The organism is Tolypothrix campylonemoides VB511288_2 (assembly GCF_045999855.1).
Taxonomy (GTDB): domain Bacteria; phylum Cyanobacteriota; class Cyanobacteriia; order Cyanobacteriales; family Nostocaceae; genus Scytonema; species Scytonema bouteillei_A.
The window spans coordinates 207,360-224,451 of the sequence record NZ_JBFPMW010000001.1 but is presented as its reverse complement, the minus strand read 5'-3'; the positions used below and the strand labels follow the sequence as shown (position 1 = coordinate 224,451).

Annotated in this window: 9 protein-coding genes and 1 pseudogene; 8 read left to right on the top strand and 2 right to left on the bottom strand. The window is 40.7% G+C overall.

Annotation, left to right across the window (positions count from 1 at the left end):
• The first annotated feature begins 45 nt into the window (after window positions 1-45).
• The 5 genes and pseudogenes from dpdJ to dnaK all read left to right on the top strand — a co-directional run bounded on the left by dpdJ (window position 46) and on the right by dnaK (window position 11,045).
• Window positions 46-4,563 (top strand): protein DpdJ, encoded by a 4,518-nt coding sequence (gene dpdJ / locus AB0756_RS00965; protein ID WP_038073139.1) that lies wholly within the window; start codon window positions 46-48, stop codon window positions 4,561-4,563.
• A gap of 203 nt (window positions 4,564-4,766) precedes the next feature.
• A complete protein-coding gene (locus tag AB0756_RS00960) occupies window positions 4,767-7,136 on the top strand; it encodes an RNA-directed DNA polymerase (protein WP_038073137.1) in 2,370 nt (789 codons plus the stop codon).
• Window positions 7,137-7,209: 73 nt separating this feature from the next.
• A complete protein-coding gene (locus AB0756_RS00955) occupies window positions 7,210-7,518 on the top strand; it encodes a hypothetical protein (protein ID WP_038073135.1) in 309 nt (102 codons plus the stop codon).
• Between the two features lie 608 nt (window positions 7,519-8,126).
• A pseudogene (locus tag AB0756_RS00950) lies at window positions 8,127-9,320 on the top strand (protein kinase domain-containing protein); the annotation flags it as partial.
• Between the two features lie 243 nt (window positions 9,321-9,563).
• Window positions 9,564-11,045 (top strand): molecular chaperone DnaK, encoded by a 1,482-nt coding sequence (dnaK, locus tag AB0756_RS00945; protein ID WP_272900281.1) that lies wholly within the window; start codon window positions 9,564-9,566, stop codon window positions 11,043-11,045.
• Window positions 11,046-11,063: 18 nt separating this feature from the next.
• Here the strand turns inward: dnaK and AB0756_RS00940 are convergent, their stop codons facing one another.
• The gene (locus AB0756_RS00940; RefSeq protein WP_038073133.1) at window positions 11,064-11,396 is read right to left on the bottom strand and encodes a hypothetical protein; all 333 of its coding nucleotides are present in this window, start codon (window positions 11,394-11,396) and stop codon (window positions 11,064-11,066) included.
• 265 nt (window positions 11,397-11,661) lie between these two features.
• Here AB0756_RS00940 and dpdK point away from each other — a divergent pair, with 265 nt between their 5' ends.
• Together dpdK and dpdD are read left to right on the top strand one after the other, a co-directional pair.
• Window positions 11,662-12,183 carry a phospholipase D-like domain-containing protein DpdK gene (dpdK, locus tag AB0756_RS00935; RefSeq protein ID WP_162002299.1) on the top strand — a complete coding sequence of 174 codons (522 nt, stop codon included), beginning with the start codon at window positions 11,662-11,664 and terminating at the stop codon, window positions 12,181-12,183.
• The gene (dpdD, locus tag AB0756_RS00930; RefSeq protein WP_038073129.1) at window positions 12,180-14,444 is read left to right on the top strand and encodes a protein DpdD; all 2,265 of its coding nucleotides are present in this window, start codon (window positions 12,180-12,182) and stop codon (window positions 14,442-14,444) included. The genes dpdK and dpdD overlap by 4 nt, the downstream gene beginning before the upstream one ends.
• A gap of 8 nt (window positions 14,445-14,452) precedes the next feature.
• On the opposite strand, the gene AB0756_RS00925 is transcribed toward dpdD, so the two are convergent.
• Window positions 14,453-15,292: a prephenate/arogenate dehydrogenase gene (locus AB0756_RS00925; RefSeq protein ID WP_038073127.1), complete on the bottom strand. Its 840-nt coding sequence runs from the start codon at window positions 15,290-15,292 to the stop codon at window positions 14,453-14,455.
• A gap of 213 nt (window positions 15,293-15,505) precedes the next feature.
• Between AB0756_RS00925 and AB0756_RS00920 the strand changes: the two genes are divergently transcribed.
• Window positions 15,506-17,068 carry a pentapeptide repeat-containing protein gene (locus tag AB0756_RS00920; RefSeq protein ID WP_038073123.1) on the top strand — a complete coding sequence of 521 codons (1,563 nt, stop codon included), beginning with the start codon at window positions 15,506-15,508 and terminating at the stop codon, window positions 17,066-17,068.
• Window positions 17,069-17,092 lie beyond the last annotated feature (24 nt).

The window sequence follows — 17,092 nt, the reverse complement described above, 5'->3', positions numbered from 1 at the left end:
AAACCGTGATTGATAGTTAAATCATCTAAAATCTTCCAATCTGAAATGACTAATATAACAAACCCCTTAATTCAAGACTTCCTAAATTTACTAGAAGAACAGGAAAGAAAACTCCTGACATGGGGAATCGTAGATGGAGGATTTACAGAAGAAGAACTCGAAGACATCACATCAGACTTCATAGATGACAACGATCGCGACATCAAAACTTGGGACTTAATCAACGAAACCCTTGAACGACGCTTACTCTTTAACTTTAACCTGAGAGGACGCCAGCTTTTTCGTACCCGGATGTCTGAGACAGTAAGACTATTCGCTCGGCTGCGTCAACTCTTCCTTAATAATACTTGGCAAACCTCTCCCACCTTAGTAGCTGATTACCGCTTGCAAATTCGCCCGCGACTCTATCCAAAAAGAGAGATCGCACCAGAAACAGCCATCGCACAATTAGAAGCCGACAAACTCCTAACACCAATCCAACAAAAAGCCGTCACAGCTATCCTCAATTCCCCCTCCCGTGGTGAAGTACAACTCGCAGATTTTCAGCTGCGTGCTACTGTTCAGATACTCCAAGACCTGAACAGTAGCAAAAGTCGGGGTGCGATCGTTTGTGCTGGAACTGGAACGGGAAAAACTTTGGCATTTTACTTACCAGCGCTTGCACATATTGCGGTTTTAGTCAACAAAAATGATTGCTGGAGTAAAGGACTGGCAATTTATCCCCGTAACGAACTCCTCAAAGACCAATTTTCCGAAACTTATCAAGAAGCACGTCGTCTCGATGAAGTCCTTATAGCAGAAGGAAAGCGTAAAATTCTAATTGGTGCTTTTTTTGGCTTAACTCCCAGAAGCGCTACCTTGGAGCGGGTGCAAGAGAAATGGGAATCCCAGAGCGGTGGGTTTACTTGTCCTTACCTACGATGTCCCAAGTGTGAAGGTGCGCTGTCCTGGCGACGGGCTGATGTGGAAGCAAGAAGAGAAAAACTTTCCTGTCTCAATCTTTCCTGCGGTGCTGTTATCCAAGAAGATGAAGTGATTCTGACACGCGATCGCATGGCAAAAACTCCCCCTGACTTGGTTTTTACCAGCACGGAAATGTTAAATCGGTCTATGGGAGACTCCCGCTACGGTCATGTCTTTGGGATTGGAGCCGCAAAAACTCCTGAAATCGTTTTGTTGGATGAGGTACATACATATACAGGAATACACGGAGCGCAAGTTGCTTACCTGTTGCGACGCTGGCAAAAAATTATTGCTAAGAGAGTGCATTTCGCAGGGCTTTCAGCAACACTAGAAAGTGCAGCCGAATTTTTTAGCCAACTTACAGGTTTAAATCCCAGTTTGGTAGAAGAGATTTCACCAGGTGAAAACTTAATTGCTGAGGGGATGGAGTATCAACTGGTTCTCAGAGGCGACCCCGTATCGGGAACAAGTCTGTTGTCTACAACTATCCAAACAGCAATGTTGCTGCGACGAGTACTTGACCCATCGGAAGAACCCCCCAGCAAAGGATTTTTTGGCTCTCGTGTTTTCGCCTTCACAGACGACTTAGATGTAACCAACCGCTTGTTTCATGACCTTTTAGATGCGGAAGGTCGGGATAGTTGGGGTCGTCCCATGCGAGGACGACAGCCATTCGCGGCGTTGCGATCGCATACTGCGGCTGATGGTAGAGACAGGCTGATTGCAGGTCAATCTTGGTTATTGTGTCAAGAAATCGGTCATGGATTGGAACTTCCTTTAACCATCGGGCGCACCAGTTCGCAGGATACTGGAATCACGCCAAATTCAGATGTCATTGTTGCGACTGCTGCTTTGGAAGTGGGATTTAACGACCCAGAAGTTGGAGGTGTGATTCAGCACAAAGCACCGAGAGATATGGCATCTTTTTTACAAAGAAAAGGAAGGGCGGGGAGACGCCGAACCATGCGACCGTGGACGGTAGTGGTGCTGTCTGATTACGGAAGAGACAGAATCGCCTATCAGAACTACGATATGCTGTTTAACCCAGTTTTAGAAAAGCGAAGTCTCCCCATATCCAACCGCTATGTCATCCGCATTCAAGCTGTTTTCGCCTTTATGGACTGGGTAGGACAGCAATTAACTGACCAAGGAACTGTTTGGAGTGACTTTGCTAGTCCCAACTTACTCAACACCAACCGCCAAAAACAAGAAATCGAACTTATCAAAAATATTCTTGAAACAGAAGCAGGACTCAGCAGTTTAGAAACATATTTGTCATCAGCATTACACCTAACCAAAGATGAAGTCGAAGCAATTCTTTGGGAACCCCCACGCTCATTGATGATGGCGGTGCTTCCCACTTTGCTGCGGCGTTTGGAGTCTGGTTGGAAGCTCTATCCCCTCCATCTAGATGAATCAAAAAAAGACTATCAAACCCGCGACCCCTTACCTGATTTCGTTCCCCCCAACTTATTTACTGACCTGTTATTGCCAGAAGTGCTAATTACTACACCACCCCAAAGCCGCAACAGCGAGCCAGATATCAACCCTTTGCCCATTGTCCAAGCCCTAAAAACCTTTGCTCCAGGAAGAGTCACGCGTCGTTTTGGCATACAGCACATCCACGCCAGCCACTGGATTGCTCCAAAAGACTTGCAACATATAGAGCAAAATTTACCTGTAAAGGACTACTGTACTGAATTTGAAGAAGTGGGAAATTTTCAATTTTTGCAAGATGGGGAAGTCGTAGATATTCGCTGCATTCGCCCTTGGGCAATTCATCCGACTCAAGTTCCGCGTGATATTGCAATTACTTCTAATGCCCAGTTGGAATGGCGCAGTCAAATTATACCACCTGACTCTGGCATAAAACTCGAACTTCCTCAAGGTTCCCCGTGGAGCAAACTCATTACAGAAGTATCTTGCTTTACCCACGCTCAACAATCGCCAGTGGAAGTACGACGCTTTGCGATCTCATCCCAAGCAAACATCCGCTTCAAAACAGGTCACGAACTCAACACCACAATTCGCTTTACCCACAGTGATGGTAGACCAGCTGCTGTAGGATTTGCTCAATCTGTTGACGGTTTGGTCTTTCGCTTTTGCATTCCGCCGAATTTCAGGATCGATAAGAACGATTCCAATCAAGGGAAGATTAGGGCATTTTACACGGCATATTTCAGATATAAAGTATTGACAGATAGAGAATTATGTGAATTCACAAATGGATTCCAACGGGAATGGCTTTATCAAATATATATATCAATGCTTACCGCCCGCGCCTTAGCTGACCAAATCTCGCTGTCAGAAGCTTTTGAAGCTCTTTTAAGTGAAAATATAGGTCAGGAAATGGCAAGGGTTCTTGACAATATCTTTCAAACTTTGAACGTTGAGGAAACCTTACTAGAACCAGGGGAATCTGTGTCAGGAGAAATTCAGGGAAGGCAAAGAGTACACGATAGGTTGCGATCGCTGTGCAACGCAGATACAATCCAATCAATATTAAACGACCTTGCCCCAGTTTTGTGGTCAGAACCCGATAAAGAGTGGAACGCTTGGGCAGCATTGCGTTTAAAAGCAACCATGGGAGGAGCTATACTCAATGCGTGCGGACAATTGTGTCCTCATTTTGACTTGGACGACCTAATTTTGGATATCGAACCAGGGGTTCGTCCGTCAGATGCACCTGCTATTCCACAGGGTGTGGAAGAAATTTGGATAACTGAGTCTACTATTGGCGGTGGTGGAGTCATTGAGGAAATTTTACGCCGCTATACTGCTGACCCTAAAAACTTTTTCCGATTGGCGGAGAATGCACTGCAACCAGCAGATTTTGAGATTGTGGATTCAGAATTGACACGGTTTTTGGAATTAACCCAAACGAGTGAGGATATTATTGATACGATGACAAAAGTGCGGTTGGCAGAGGGATACAATGAATTAAAACAAGCCAGCGATCGCTTCCGCAAAGCCCTATCTTCTCAGGGAATTTTAGTCACGCATCCAGTCATCACCGCAATTAACGCACGGGTTTTGCGTCCTGGGAGTACTTCTCAAACAGATAAATTACTGCTGGATTTGATTCGTTTGTGGTATGGAGAAGAAGAAAGGTTAGGCATTGAAATTGATGCGCGAGTTTTTGCCTATGTAGCGAGTCATGATGACCAGTTAGATCGAGTGTTGTTGCATCTTGGTTTAGTACAACCATCACCTTATTGGCGGTTTCAGGTGATTTATGGGTTGTTGTGGGCGAGAGGGAATGTACTGCGTGCGAGAGCTTTATCTTCCTATAATCCTTTTACGCTACTTCCCGATGCAGATAGAGAACTGTTACTGGATGTATTGCAAGCGGATGAACAAACAGTTGCGCTAGATGAAACCAACTGGCGGGAACAGGTAGAGGAAGCATTTAGACAAGGTGCATCAGTTTCCTTGATAGCACGTCCTGATGCCAAGGAGGATTTAAAAGCAGCGATTTTGAGTTTAGCAGTGGAACCGATGGAGTTAGGATTTTTGCAGGTTTACCCCATGGTGGAAGGCGTACAACGGCATTCGCAAGGGTTTGCGGTACGGTTACAAGTACGGGAGATGGTGCAGTAATAATGCGTAGTACAATAGTTTTTATACAAGTTATATAATAAACTAAGTAATTATATTTTTTAAGCTAAAATTATGATTTAAAATTACCTATTTTACTTTCTTTGATTAAAATTCTATACTTGGAACTCTTGTTGGGAAAGACTTAAAATAAGTATAAGCATTTGATTGGTTACACTCCATTAACTCAGTAAGAAATATCAAGAATGACATTTAGTGAAAATCTGTGGGATAAATTTTTAACTTACGATAATTTTCTGCTGGCTTGGCAAAGAACAGTAAATGTTACTAGCCGTATGATTATTGATGAGTTGGGTTTTAAAATATTTGCATTTAATCTTGAAGCTAATCTAAAAGATTTAATCAGGCAAGTACAAGCGGAAGATTTTCCATATACACCTTTAGCAGATCATAAAGTGTATGTTCCAAAACCATCAACAACATTGAGAACAATGTCGCTTATGGCTGTACCTGATGTTATTGTTTACCAGGCTCTTGTTAATGTTATTGCTGACGAAAGCCATCAATATCTGGTGACTTATCAGAATCAACATATTTTTGGTAATATTTATGCTGGTTCAGGTAAACGTTGGATGCTCCGTCCCTGGAAACAACAATATAATAATTTTGTTAATTCTGTTGAAAGATTGTATCGTAATGGTAATTTTTGGATTGCTTCAACAGATATTGTGTCTTTCTATGACACTATTGACCATGAGAGACTTATTCAGATTGTACGGAAATATTGTAGATGTAAAGAATTTAGTAAATTTGAAAACCTCTTGAGAGAATGTCTTTCAAAATGGTCTGCACATACAGCAAATGTAAAAATGAGTCGTGGAATTCCTCAAGGTAGTAATGCTTCTGATTTTTTAGCAAATTTATTTTTACATGAACTTGACAAGATAATGATTTGTAAAGGATATAACTATGTACGCTATGTAGACGATATACGCATTCTAGGACGCGATAAGCCAACTGTTCAGCAAGGACTAATTCTTTTTGATTTAGAACTTAAGCGTGCTGGATTAGTAGCTCAAGTCACAAAAACTAGCCTTCATGAAATTGAAGATATAACTAAAGAAATTACGCATTTACGCTTTATAATTACAGATCCCACAGGAGAAGGAGAATATACTCTAATTAAAGAGCCTACTATTCCTAAAAGTGAACAAGCTGAATTGGCAGCAGATTATGTTAATAAAACAGCTAACGGTAATATAGATCGAGAAACAACAAAATTGCATACTTGCACGGATTTATGTGAAGAGAACAACGATGATTTTGAAGAAGAAGAGGAGGTTGAAAGATACTCTTTACAGAGTAAGTTAAATAAAGATATAACAGAAAATATAAAATTACAAGAGCAATTACTGGAGGTCTTTTCAGAAGCTTATTCACTTTTAGATAACTCAGACAAAAGTAAAGAAGCAGAATCTAATATCACATTTTGCCTATACCGACTAGAACCTTATGAGTTAATACGTGAGAAATTAGTAGATTTACTTTACAAGTTGCCTTGGCGTTCTGAAGCTATATGTTATTGTTTAGGACGGTTTAAAAATGATTCAGTCATTGTAGAAGAATTACAAAATTTTATAAATAAACATAAGGTATATTCTTGGCATCGTGCTAATGCACTATGGTCTTTATATCAAATTAATGGAGCTGAAAAGACTGGGTTTATATGCCGAGAATGGCTAGCTGATACTCAGCTGGACTGGTATGCCAGAATGATAGCTGCACGAATATTAGGAAAACTGCCTGGTCAACATTCCTATTTTATGGAATGTTTGCAGCAAGAACAGCATAATAGTAAAGATGATCCAGAATCTTCATCACTGCTTAGACAAGAATTAGCTTATAGTGCTTTTCAGAGGATTAAATCTTATCATAAGCTTTTAGCATTGTTTCGCTTAATTTGTACCGATCAAAGTTCTGTAATGCACAGATTAGCTATTTATCTTCTACAAATGAATAAGTGTAGAGTTACTTGGGATGATTTAAAGCCTTACCATCAAGAAATGAGCAAGCTGTCAGATTTAGTTAGATCTGTTGGCTTATCACCAGACGCACCAAAAATATGCTTTATCTATCAGACGCTTTCAACTATGTATAACGTTTCATTATCATATAGTAATCTTTGTCTGTTTTATGGTGTACATTATGAAAGATCCGTCGAACAGTTACGAGAATCTGTCAGTAGTTATCATAAATCACCGAATGCTTATATCAGAACTTTTCATCAATTTGCACATCTAACTTTAATTGCTTTTTATGAATACACTTTCCCATCAGAATCAGGTTTACATGATGGTTATGCATCTCTAACAGACAGAAAAGTTTTCACCAATTCCCTTCCAAATAGCTACGAAACTTGGAAAGAACTTGGCTCTATGCGAAACCGTGTCGATCATCCAGTAGATAAAAAAACAAAATCACATTCAAAAAAGATTACTTTTGAAGAAACAAAATTTTTTTGTAAAAAACTTAATGTCGCTCTTCAAGAAATTTTTAATTTTTGGCTAAATACGTTATCTGTTCCTACAACTTCAGTTACTGTATCAAAACCATGATATAAAACAAGTGTATAACACGATTTAGATAAGACCAGAACCCTTAATAGAAACCAATATTGAGCTTAAACGATTGTATCAAGTGAATGGAGCAGCACTATTGATTCGTCTTCAAGCTATCGGAATTATTTCTGAAGCAACTTTAACTTACTCTTTTCAATCGATCGCAAGATATTGGAGAACCACTGAACCAGAAGAATTAGAAGTAGCTGAAGAAAGAGGTAAAAAAGAACAAGCTTGCCGATTTGAGCGGCTTTGTTATCGTGCGTTAGCAGAAGGTTTAATTTCTTTAAGTAAAGCTGCAGAACTTTTGCGAAAACCGATTCACCAAGTAGAGGCTGGATTAGAGGGACCAAGTTGTGTCTATTCGGATTATTGTTAGTGACTCATCATGTCTCATCGATCTACGCAAGGCGTCCTTATTGGATGCCCTTATACATTTACCTTATGAAATTGCAATGTTATTTCTACCTGTGCAGCAAATTCATCTGGAGCCATCGGATCGGCATTAAGCCAGTACTGACTCTGATGAGGTTTTAAATCTGCTTCGGGATGTGGGAAGAACTATTTAGATTTGGATTTGAATCCCTTATTGTATTCCACCATTGCATTATATAGGCATGAATAACCGAAAAAATACAAGCATAATTACTGAAAAAACTCTTAATTAAAGGTTGTATTAAATTTGTTATTCCGTGAGATATCCTGGGCAAACTATTTTTAGACAACAATTTACACATTCTAATAGGGTTCTTTTTTGAATTTATAGAGTATGAATTTATACAATTAAATATTAAGTTTGAGCCTTGCCCTGACAATCCTTAGTGCTTGACTGAGACTTGCACCATCAGTTCTCTCGTGGACTTGCGCCAATTATGGTGCTAGTAGCAACGAATTGTAACCGATAAAAACCATAATACTTCGGTACTAGCTCCAGGATTTAAGAATGTCACGTTTTAATTTAAATGTATAAAACCTGTCTAAATTTTAATGAAATTTACTATGATAAATCAGCTACTTCAAGGTCGTTACCAAATTATTCGGGAATTAGGCAAGGGAGCGTTTGGAAAAACCTACTTAGCCAAAGACACACAGTATCCTGAAAACCCTTACTGTGTAGTAAAACACCTGCAACCAGATGACCCTCGCAGTCTCGAAAAAGCGAAAGAACTTTTTGCCAAAGAAGCTCTCACCCTTGCTAAATTAGGTAAGCATGACCAAATACCAGAATTAAAAGCTCACTCAGGAACAGAATTTTATTTAGTTCAAGAATTTATAGATGGGCATTCTCTTAGAGATGAAATGCCACCTACAAGGTATTGGACGGAAACCGAAATAATTGCTTTATTGCAAGATATTTCGAGAGTTTTGGTGTTTATTCATGATGAAGGAGTGATTCATAGGGATATTAAGCCAGACAACATCATGCGACGAAACCGCGATCGCAAGTTGGTGTTAATTGATTTTGGGGCGATTAAAGAAAAAGTTCTTAACACTCCAGGTACAGGTGCTTCAACAGTTGTTGGTTCGCGAGTTTATACGTTAGGTTATGCACCTCCAGAACAAACTGCAGGAAAACCACAATTCAGTAGTGATATTTATGCTCTCGGCATGACAGCTATTGAAGCTTTAACTGGTGTATATCCCCATCTACTTCCGGAAGATGAGAATACTGGTGAAATTATTTGGCATAAAGATACAGGCGAGATTGTTGGACAAAACGAAGCAGGTAAGATTATCTGGCAAAATAAAGTATCCGTAAGTTCGGGATTAGCAACAATTGTCAGTAAAATGGTACGCTATCGCCGCCAAAAGCGTTACCAGTCTGCTGGTGAGGTACTGCAAGCACTTCAGCAATTGGTACAAACTTCCCAACCACAGACGGTAGAAGGTGCGGTAGTCAATCAATTAACTTTAGAGTGGCTCGAAGTTGGACAGGTAAAAAATACAATTATTCGCGACCAACAACAAAGTAAAAACCCTGGAACTGTAAGGATAGGGCGCGATCCTGTACAGTGCGATCTTGTTTTTTCTGATTTGACGGTATCAGGGTTACACGTAGAAATTTTCTTTAACCAGCAAGTGGGACAGTTCTATGTGCGAAATTTACGCCAGACAAATCCTCCGATTGTTGATGGAAAAGCTTTGCCTACAGGGGAAATAGCACTTTCTCAAGGTAGCAATTTGCAGTTAGGGCAAATTAATTTAAGAGTAACAGCAATTACTTTGGAACAAAGTGGCTCAGTTGCACCAACTGAGCTAGCCACAGCAACTGAACCTACAGAGGTAGCAAGCGCTTATCAAGCATCTACTTCGACTCCCGTTACACCCACTCCCACTGAGAATCCACCTGCTAACAATAATCAGTCCAATGGCTACGCAACCTCTAAAAGAAAACTAAATCAGCTTGACTGCTCTGTTTTAGCAATTGATTTAGGAACAACTAAGTCAATAGTTACAGGAATTTCAGGTGGAAAACCTATAGTTTTAGAGAATGCTGAAGGTTTTAGGACAACACCTTCAGTCGTTGCTTTTGGAAAAAATGGTAATTGCTTATTTGGAGAAACTGCTAAACGTCAAGCGGTGACTAATCCAGAAAATACTTTTTACTCAGTCTTACGCTTTATTGGACGCAGTTACGAAGAAGTCCGAAATGAAGTAACAAAAGTTACATATAATGTTCAAAAAGATAATAATGGCAACGTTAAGTTGTTTTGTCCAGCTCTTAATAAACAATTTGCTCCTGAAGAAATTTTAGCGCAACTCCTTTGCAAGCTAGTTGAGGATGCGAACAAAAAATTGGACGGGTCCTTCACACAAATTGCGATCGTTGTTCCTGCATACTTTAACGATTCCCAACGCCAAGCAGTAAGAGATGCTGGTAAATTAGCTGGTTTGGAAGTACTGCGGATTATTAATGAAACAACCGCTGCTGCTTTGGCATATGGGTTTGACAAAAAGAGTAACGAAACAATCCTGGTATTTGATCTTGGTGGTGGTAGTTTCAATGTGTCTGTTTTGGAAGTTGGTGATGGTGTGTTTGAGGTGTTAGCAACTTCTGGCGATACTCTACTAGGTGGCGACGACTTCGATTGGAAAATCGTTGATTACTTAGCTAACGAGTTTGAGGTAGATCAAAATATTGACCTTCGTAAAGACAGACAAGCACTACAACGCCTAATAGAAGCAGCCCAAAAAGCTAAGACTGAACTTTCAAGCGCCACTCAAACAGAAATTAACCTGCCGTGTATAGCTGTTACTCAAAATAGTCCTAAACATTTAGACAGGACGGTAACTCGTACTAGATTTGAGAAACTTTGCTCAGATTTAGTTGACCGCTGTCGTGTTGGCATTGAGAATGTACTGCGTGATGCCAAGTTAAACAAAAGTGATATTGATGAAGTTTTGTTAATTGGTGGTTCTACTCGCATCCCTGCTGTACAAGAAATGCTGAAGAATTTATTAGGTAAAGAACCAAAGCAAAACATCAATCGTGATGAAGTTGTTGCATTGGGTGCTGCTATTCAAGGAAGTGTATTGGGTGGTGCCATGACTGGTATTTTATTGCTGGATGTAACACCGTTATCCTTAGGTGTAGAAACCTTGGGTGGGAGCATGACCAATATTATCCCTCGTAATACTGCTGTACCTACTAAATTTGTAGATAACTTCAGTACTACTGAAGATGGTCAAAATAACGTAAAAATACATATTTTACAAGGAGACGCAGAACTTGCAAAGCACAACAAAAGCTTGGGTTTCTCTTGTTTAAATGGTATTCCTCCAGCCTCCAAAGGAGTACCGCAAATTGAAGTCATATTTGAAATCAATGTCTATGGTTTCCTTTCCGTTTCTGCATGGGACAAGAGAACTCAAACTTCAATAACAGTGAACTTTGACCCACAGTAGGCATTTTTCCTTCACTCTTTAATCTTTATCCTCAATTGGGCTGTCTCTCCCAATTCCCAATTCCTTTAGCTTGGTTTTCACATCCTTCCACTGAGTACCGCAATAGTAATATTGTTTATCTAATATATTTGCAATGTAGTAACCCTGCTTTTGACCATTAATGCGGAAAAGCTCGATTGCTAATTTTTTGATTGAAGTACCAAAAGCTGCAAATATCTCTTCATGGGAGAGTAAAGGTGCATTAAAAAAGTTTATGAATGATGTACCTTCCTGAACAGCCCAACCATTACCTCGACGCTCAATAACTCTGTAGTAAACCAGACGTACAATCGTAGTGCTAAAGTTTGACATATTTCATCAAAACAAGAGTTGATTGGTTACAATTCAGGAGATTTTTACTAAGACAAATCAATAGTGGCATTTCCTTTCCGCCTAGAATGACCTCCTGCGACATCCTCTACAGCCAAAGCTAATTTCTTACCCAATCCATAATAGAAGAGGGGCGAAGATAATTAAGATTGTTGATGAGGAAACATCTTAAAGCGAGGCTTGAGCAAATCTAGTGGTAGGGTTAGCGTTCTCGCCCGCCCAAATGTACTTCATCATCACTTATATTATGCCTTCCCGTTACATACACTCCCGCCTAAGTTCCCGCCAAATCCCCGACTTACTCCAAACTATCTTTACCGCCGAACTCCTTAACCCCAGTCAATGTATATGGCTTGTCTCCCCCTGGATATCCGATATACCCATTATCGATAACACTGCTAACACCTTCCTGTGCTTGGAACCTTCCTGGAGTCGCTCTCACATTCGCCTCTCCCAAATAATTACTACCTTAGCCGAACGCGGAACAACCCTACACATTGCTACCCGTCCCGATACCCACAACAAAACTTTCAAAGAAAAAGTCAAAGCTAGAATTAACCATCAAAAATTTCCCGTGAAATTTCACCTAACAGGAGAACTCCATGCAAAAGGTATCTTAGGAGAAAGTTATTATCTTGCGGGTTCTATGAACTTCACTTATAACGGTACGAATCTTAATGAAGAAGCATTAACTTACGAGACATCACGAGAAGTCATCGCCCAAGAACAGTTGGTTTTTACCCAACGTTGGGGAGGTGTGGAGCAATGAGAAGCCCGAGTCAAGCAAAAGTCCGCCACTTCCTGGAGCAATTTTTTGGTACGGGTAATAAATTTGACTTAAATAAAATAGAACTTGGTGAAGGAAAACAAGCAAAAATCCGTCCTTGGGTAGAGTTATTGACCAAGGGCGAACCCCAACCTACAGTTCTTCCCTGCTGGCGAGAATTAAGTGTAGATTGGTATGCGATCGCCCTGTCCGAACGCCAATTAAGGTGCTTAAGTGAAGAATTAATGGCGTTTGTCGGTCCCACATACTCGACATTTCGGGGACAACGAGCACAACTCGACCTGCAAGACCCCGTAGAAGCAGCAGTTTATGAATTTACCGGAGGGGCTACAGTCAAATTGTGCGGACAAGCAAAGGACGTTTGGGAAGCACTCGAACGGATGCGCCGGGTCAGTGAGAGACGAGTGCTCCGGGTTGCAAGCATTCCCCGTCCTACAGGTCGAGTCCTGCGTGACTTTTACATGGCGATCCAAGCAGGCGATCGCGCATCTGCGGAAAATTCTTTACAATACCTTTTAGACCAACACCGTCTGGATGCACTCAATCTTCTGTTTCTACGGGTGCAACTCTTAGCAGAATTAGAGCAATGGAAAGAGTTGCTTTCTCTACCAGAACTAAGCAATCTTTTACAAGTTCGCAGACCTTTTGCGGTTACCCAAGCATTACTAAAAGCAGTATACCGCAATGAATTGCAACATTTTGAGGACAATAACGCTCCCAAAAGTGCTGTAGCCTATTTCAAAGAAGTCGTTTTTCCCCGTTACAACAATCTTTTAACTATCCGTGCAGGTAGTAAAATCCCAGAAGTTTTAAAGTTATTTATGCTCCTAGCAGTAGGTGGAGAGCTATCAAAGCCTGGGCTCCGAGACGAACTGCTAGCAATTGACGACGTTGAAGAGACTCACCATCGCTATCTACAACAGTTAGCTGCACTCCTACCCGATGCTACACCACCTAGCACAGGCGATCCCTTACAACAAGCCGAACATCTCGCCAAAAACGGAGACTTCGACCAAGCGTTTTCCTTGCTTTGTGATGCTCCATCATCGAAAGAAAAAGTTCGCTTGCTCTTCCAATGCGCCTACGAATTGCAAACCTTAGCAGTGGAAAACGCTGCAATGCAAGCGTTTAACGAGTTGAAGGTTGAGGAACAAACTGTCTTGCTCAAGGTTCGTTGGAACCAAGATTTTCTTAGCCAACTACAAGGAAGCCAGGAAGGAACAGCTGACCTTACAGCCTTGTCTGTCCCGACGAATTGGCTGGAGTGGTTATCGCAGATCGATCGAGATCCAAGCTGGGAGCGAGCGCTACAAACGGCACGTCAGGGAGCAGAAGAATGGAATGTCAGCAGTTTACTTGTACAACCTCAAGCAGTTGCAAGGTTTAACGAATTATTGCTGGTAGTAGGCTCAAAAGCTGAGTTGATTTTGCATAATGCCCTTCCTTACTTGTTGAAATTTTTTCAAGAAGACGAGCAATTTCCCCGGCGCGAGTTTCTCACCCTTTATCAGTCGCTCGTGGAACTACTCGTATTGAGCACGGAGGGTGGGAATGCGGATTTGGTTTTGTTTAATGAGTTGGCGATCGCTCTTTTAACAGTAGGAGTTAATACATCACAATATGCTGAAATAGTCAATAATGCTATGGAACTTTGGAAGAGATTCGCCTCACCCATATACTTTGACTGGATACTTGATTTAATGGATGTACTGGTATCATATCCCTCCCCAGTTCCAGAAAAACGCGAACAACTCCTATTTGCTGCAGCTGAAACTCTATATCGCTTTTCAGAACGTATTAATGAAGGGCAATGGGCAATTTTTCGCACTTTAGTTAAAGATTTAAATCTGAAAGAATTTCTTTCAGATTTGCTTGGCAAAAAAGCAAGTTTGGGAGAGCCAAATTTTGAAGTTGAGGCAAATATCTTCCAAAAACTTAAGGGTAAATCTGTCCTTATATATACTCTAACAGAAACTGTAGCTATCAGAGTTAAAAATATTTTAGAAGCTACTTGTCAACAAGTGACAGTTCATCTCAGCCATCATAAAGGAGGTGATGAGCGACTTCTTCAGTGGGTAAGAAATTCGGATCTTGTTGTGATGGTGACAGCTAGCGCCAAACACGCTGCCACCAATTTTATTGAAGCCAATCGCCCATCACATCTTCAACCAATTCTTTTAGTAAATACTAAAGGAAGTGCAAGTATGTTGCGGGAGATTGGGGAATATTTAGCACGAGAATAACGTTCAACTCAATCAACAAACTTTTGTCTTGCCTGATTTGTTGCTTGTAATTGTTGTTCTAAAAAATCCCAATTTTCGTGCTCGATCGCATGAATCAATTCGTCTAAATTTTGACGGTATTGTGAGAGCGATCGCAATAATTGCTGCCGATTAAATTTTGCCATCATCAACCCCAACTCTGGATTGCCTCCACCAACTCGACTTGTATCTTTAAAGCCAGAACTGGCCAAATTTTGAGCTAATTGTAAAACTTTTGCATCTGGTTCACTCATACAAGCTGCAATTAATGAGGAACTCACCATTACGGGTAAGTGAGAAATCCAACTGACTGCTCGATCGTGTTCTTCCGGAGAACAAGAATAGAGATTCGCCCCAAGTTCCTGCACTAATTTTTCCACAACCGAGATAGCATCTGGGGGTGTTGTCTCTAATGGTGTCAGAACATAAGGCTTATCTAAGAACAAATTCCGTAAAGCGGCTTCGATACCACTTTCAGCCGTACCCGCCATGGGATGTCCGCCAACAAAGTTTTCCCACCGAGGTGCGATCGCTTCTACTATCGGTGTTTTTACTGAACCAACGTCAGTCACAATTGCATTTGAAGGCAAATGAGCAATTAGCTGCTCAAATGTGGGAATAATAAGCCCTAGAGGTGTACAAATAAAGACTACCTCTGCTGCTGAAAGCAGGCTTATCTCTACGGAAGCCTCATCCACACCGCCAAGGGTTTTTGCCCTCTGACAGGTGGATTCCCGGCGACTTACACCCAAGACATAATGTCCCTGCGATCGTAAATCCAAACCCAAAGACCCACCAATTAATCCAAGCCCCAGAATACCAATATTCATCTCAGTAACTGTGTACCCAATAAATGAAACTGCGTTAACTGTTATTTATCATTTGTCCTTTGTTCACAGTTCTTTACCAGTGACCAATGACTAATGACTAACGACCAATCCCCATTGCCCCTTATCCCCAGAGGGAACCCCTAACCCAATCTCCAATAATCAAATTTTTGCATACTACCAACTCTTGAAGTTGGCAATTCAGGAGTAAATTCAATGAACGTAGAGGAATTGTTAGATAAATATGCATCAGGGACAAGAGATTTTTCTGGAATTGACCTTTGTGAAGCCAATTTAAGTGGAGCAAAACTGAGTGGTGTTAATTTCACCAAAGCTGACTTAAGTGTGATCAACCTGAGTGGTGCGAACTTAAGCGAAGCTAACTTGAGTTATGCAAAGTTGAATGTTGCAAGACTCAGAGGAGCTATACTCAAAAACGCTAACTTAAAAGGCGCTAGTCTCAACGTTGCTAATTTGATTCGATCTGATTTAAGCAATGCCCAACTCAAGGGGGCTTCTATGATTCGCACCGAATTAATTCGTGCCAATCTCAGCCATGCTAACCTCATGAAGGCAAACCTCAAAGGTGCGGATTTGCGAGAAGCTGCACTCAGACATACTGTTCTGCGAGAGGCAAATTTAAGTGAGACAACTTTTAAGGATGGTTTCCTGACAGGAGCCAATTTAGAACTTGCCAATTTAAAAGGAGCTGACTTAACTCGTGCGGATCTTAGTGGTGCCAATTTCCGCAATACCGAACTCAAACAAGCAATTCTTACCCAAGCCAATCTAAGTGGGGCTAATTTAAGTGGAGCAAATCTCAGGTGGGCTGATTTAAGTAGGGCAAATCTCAGGTGGGCTGATTTAAGTGGGGCAAAACTAAGTGGAGCCAATTTAATTGGTGCAGATCTGAGTTATGCCAATTTAACCAATGCTAGTCTAATTCATACGGATTTAACCCATGCAAAATTAATCAAGGTAGAGTGGGTTGGTGCAGACCTTACAGGAGCAGTTTTAACTGGAACAAAATTATACGCCACTTCAAGATTTGGATTAAAAACTGAAGGAATTATTTGTGAATGGGTAGACCTCAGTCCAACAGGCGATCAAACAGTTATACATAATTTTACCTCTTTTGATTCCCGCGACTTTTTTAACGAAACTCCGCCAACCATCCGAATTATTGTAGATAAAACTATAGACCATGAAGCAAATTTTGCCATTGCTGGTGCTTATTACCAAATCGCCCAGCAATACCCAGAACTCAAACAACCTCCAAGTATAGAAGTAGGGTGTCGTCGCACTATTTTCACCTTCCGTATGGATAATGACGAGTGTTTATTACCCACAGCTTATATAGCTATTCTCCCCTTTAAAGATACATCAAATGCCCACAAAAATATCTATACTCTGATAGAGATGATTTCAGGTGAAGATACCTCTCAACTAGGTTTGAAATTTCCAAGCATTGAAAAAGTTAGTATGCTCTTAGAACAAGCAATAGAAAATGCTGCTATTATAAAGAAAATGAAAAAAATTTTAGAAATTACTGCAAAATTTAAGTTTTTTCAAGCCCCCACTCAGATAGTTTTGACGAATTCTAGTGCTCAAAATCTACTTTTATATGATAATCCATACTTTGGGAAAAGATTTCTTAATAGCTCTGATGAGGGTCATTACATAGCTTATGATAATTCTACTGAGGTCTCACAAATGATTACACCCTCATTAAGTATGATTGTTGATTTTTTTAAAGGATTTCATTATATAAGTCAATAGTTAAGGGTTAGTGGTTAGTAGTTA

What these genes read in the sequence shown, in the direction of transcription:
- AB0756_RS00920 (WP_038073123.1), top strand. Translation starts at nt 15,506, where the DNA reads ATGAACGTAGAGGAATTGTTAGATAAATATGCATCAGGGACAAGAGAT.
- AB0756_RS00960 (WP_038073137.1), top strand. Translation starts at nt 4,767, where the DNA reads ATGACATTTAGTGAAAATCTGTGGGATAAATTTTTAACTTACGATAAT.
- dpdJ (WP_038073139.1), top strand. Translation starts at nt 46, where the DNA reads ATGACTAATATAACAAACCCCTTAATTCAAGACTTCCTAAATTTACTA.
- dpdD (WP_038073129.1), top strand. Translation starts at nt 12,180, where the DNA reads ATGAGAAGCCCGAGTCAAGCAAAAGTCCGCCACTTCCTGGAGCAATTT.
- dpdK (WP_162002299.1), top strand. Translation starts at nt 11,662, where the DNA reads ATGCCTTCCCGTTACATACACTCCCGCCTAAGTTCCCGCCAAATCCCC.
- AB0756_RS00940 (WP_038073133.1), bottom strand. Translation starts at nt 11,396, where the DNA reads ATGTCAAACTTTAGCACTACGATTGTACGTCTGGTTTACTACAGAGTT.
- AB0756_RS00925 (WP_038073127.1), bottom strand. Translation starts at nt 15,292, where the DNA reads ATGAATATTGGTATTCTGGGGCTTGGATTAATTGGTGGGTCTTTGGGT.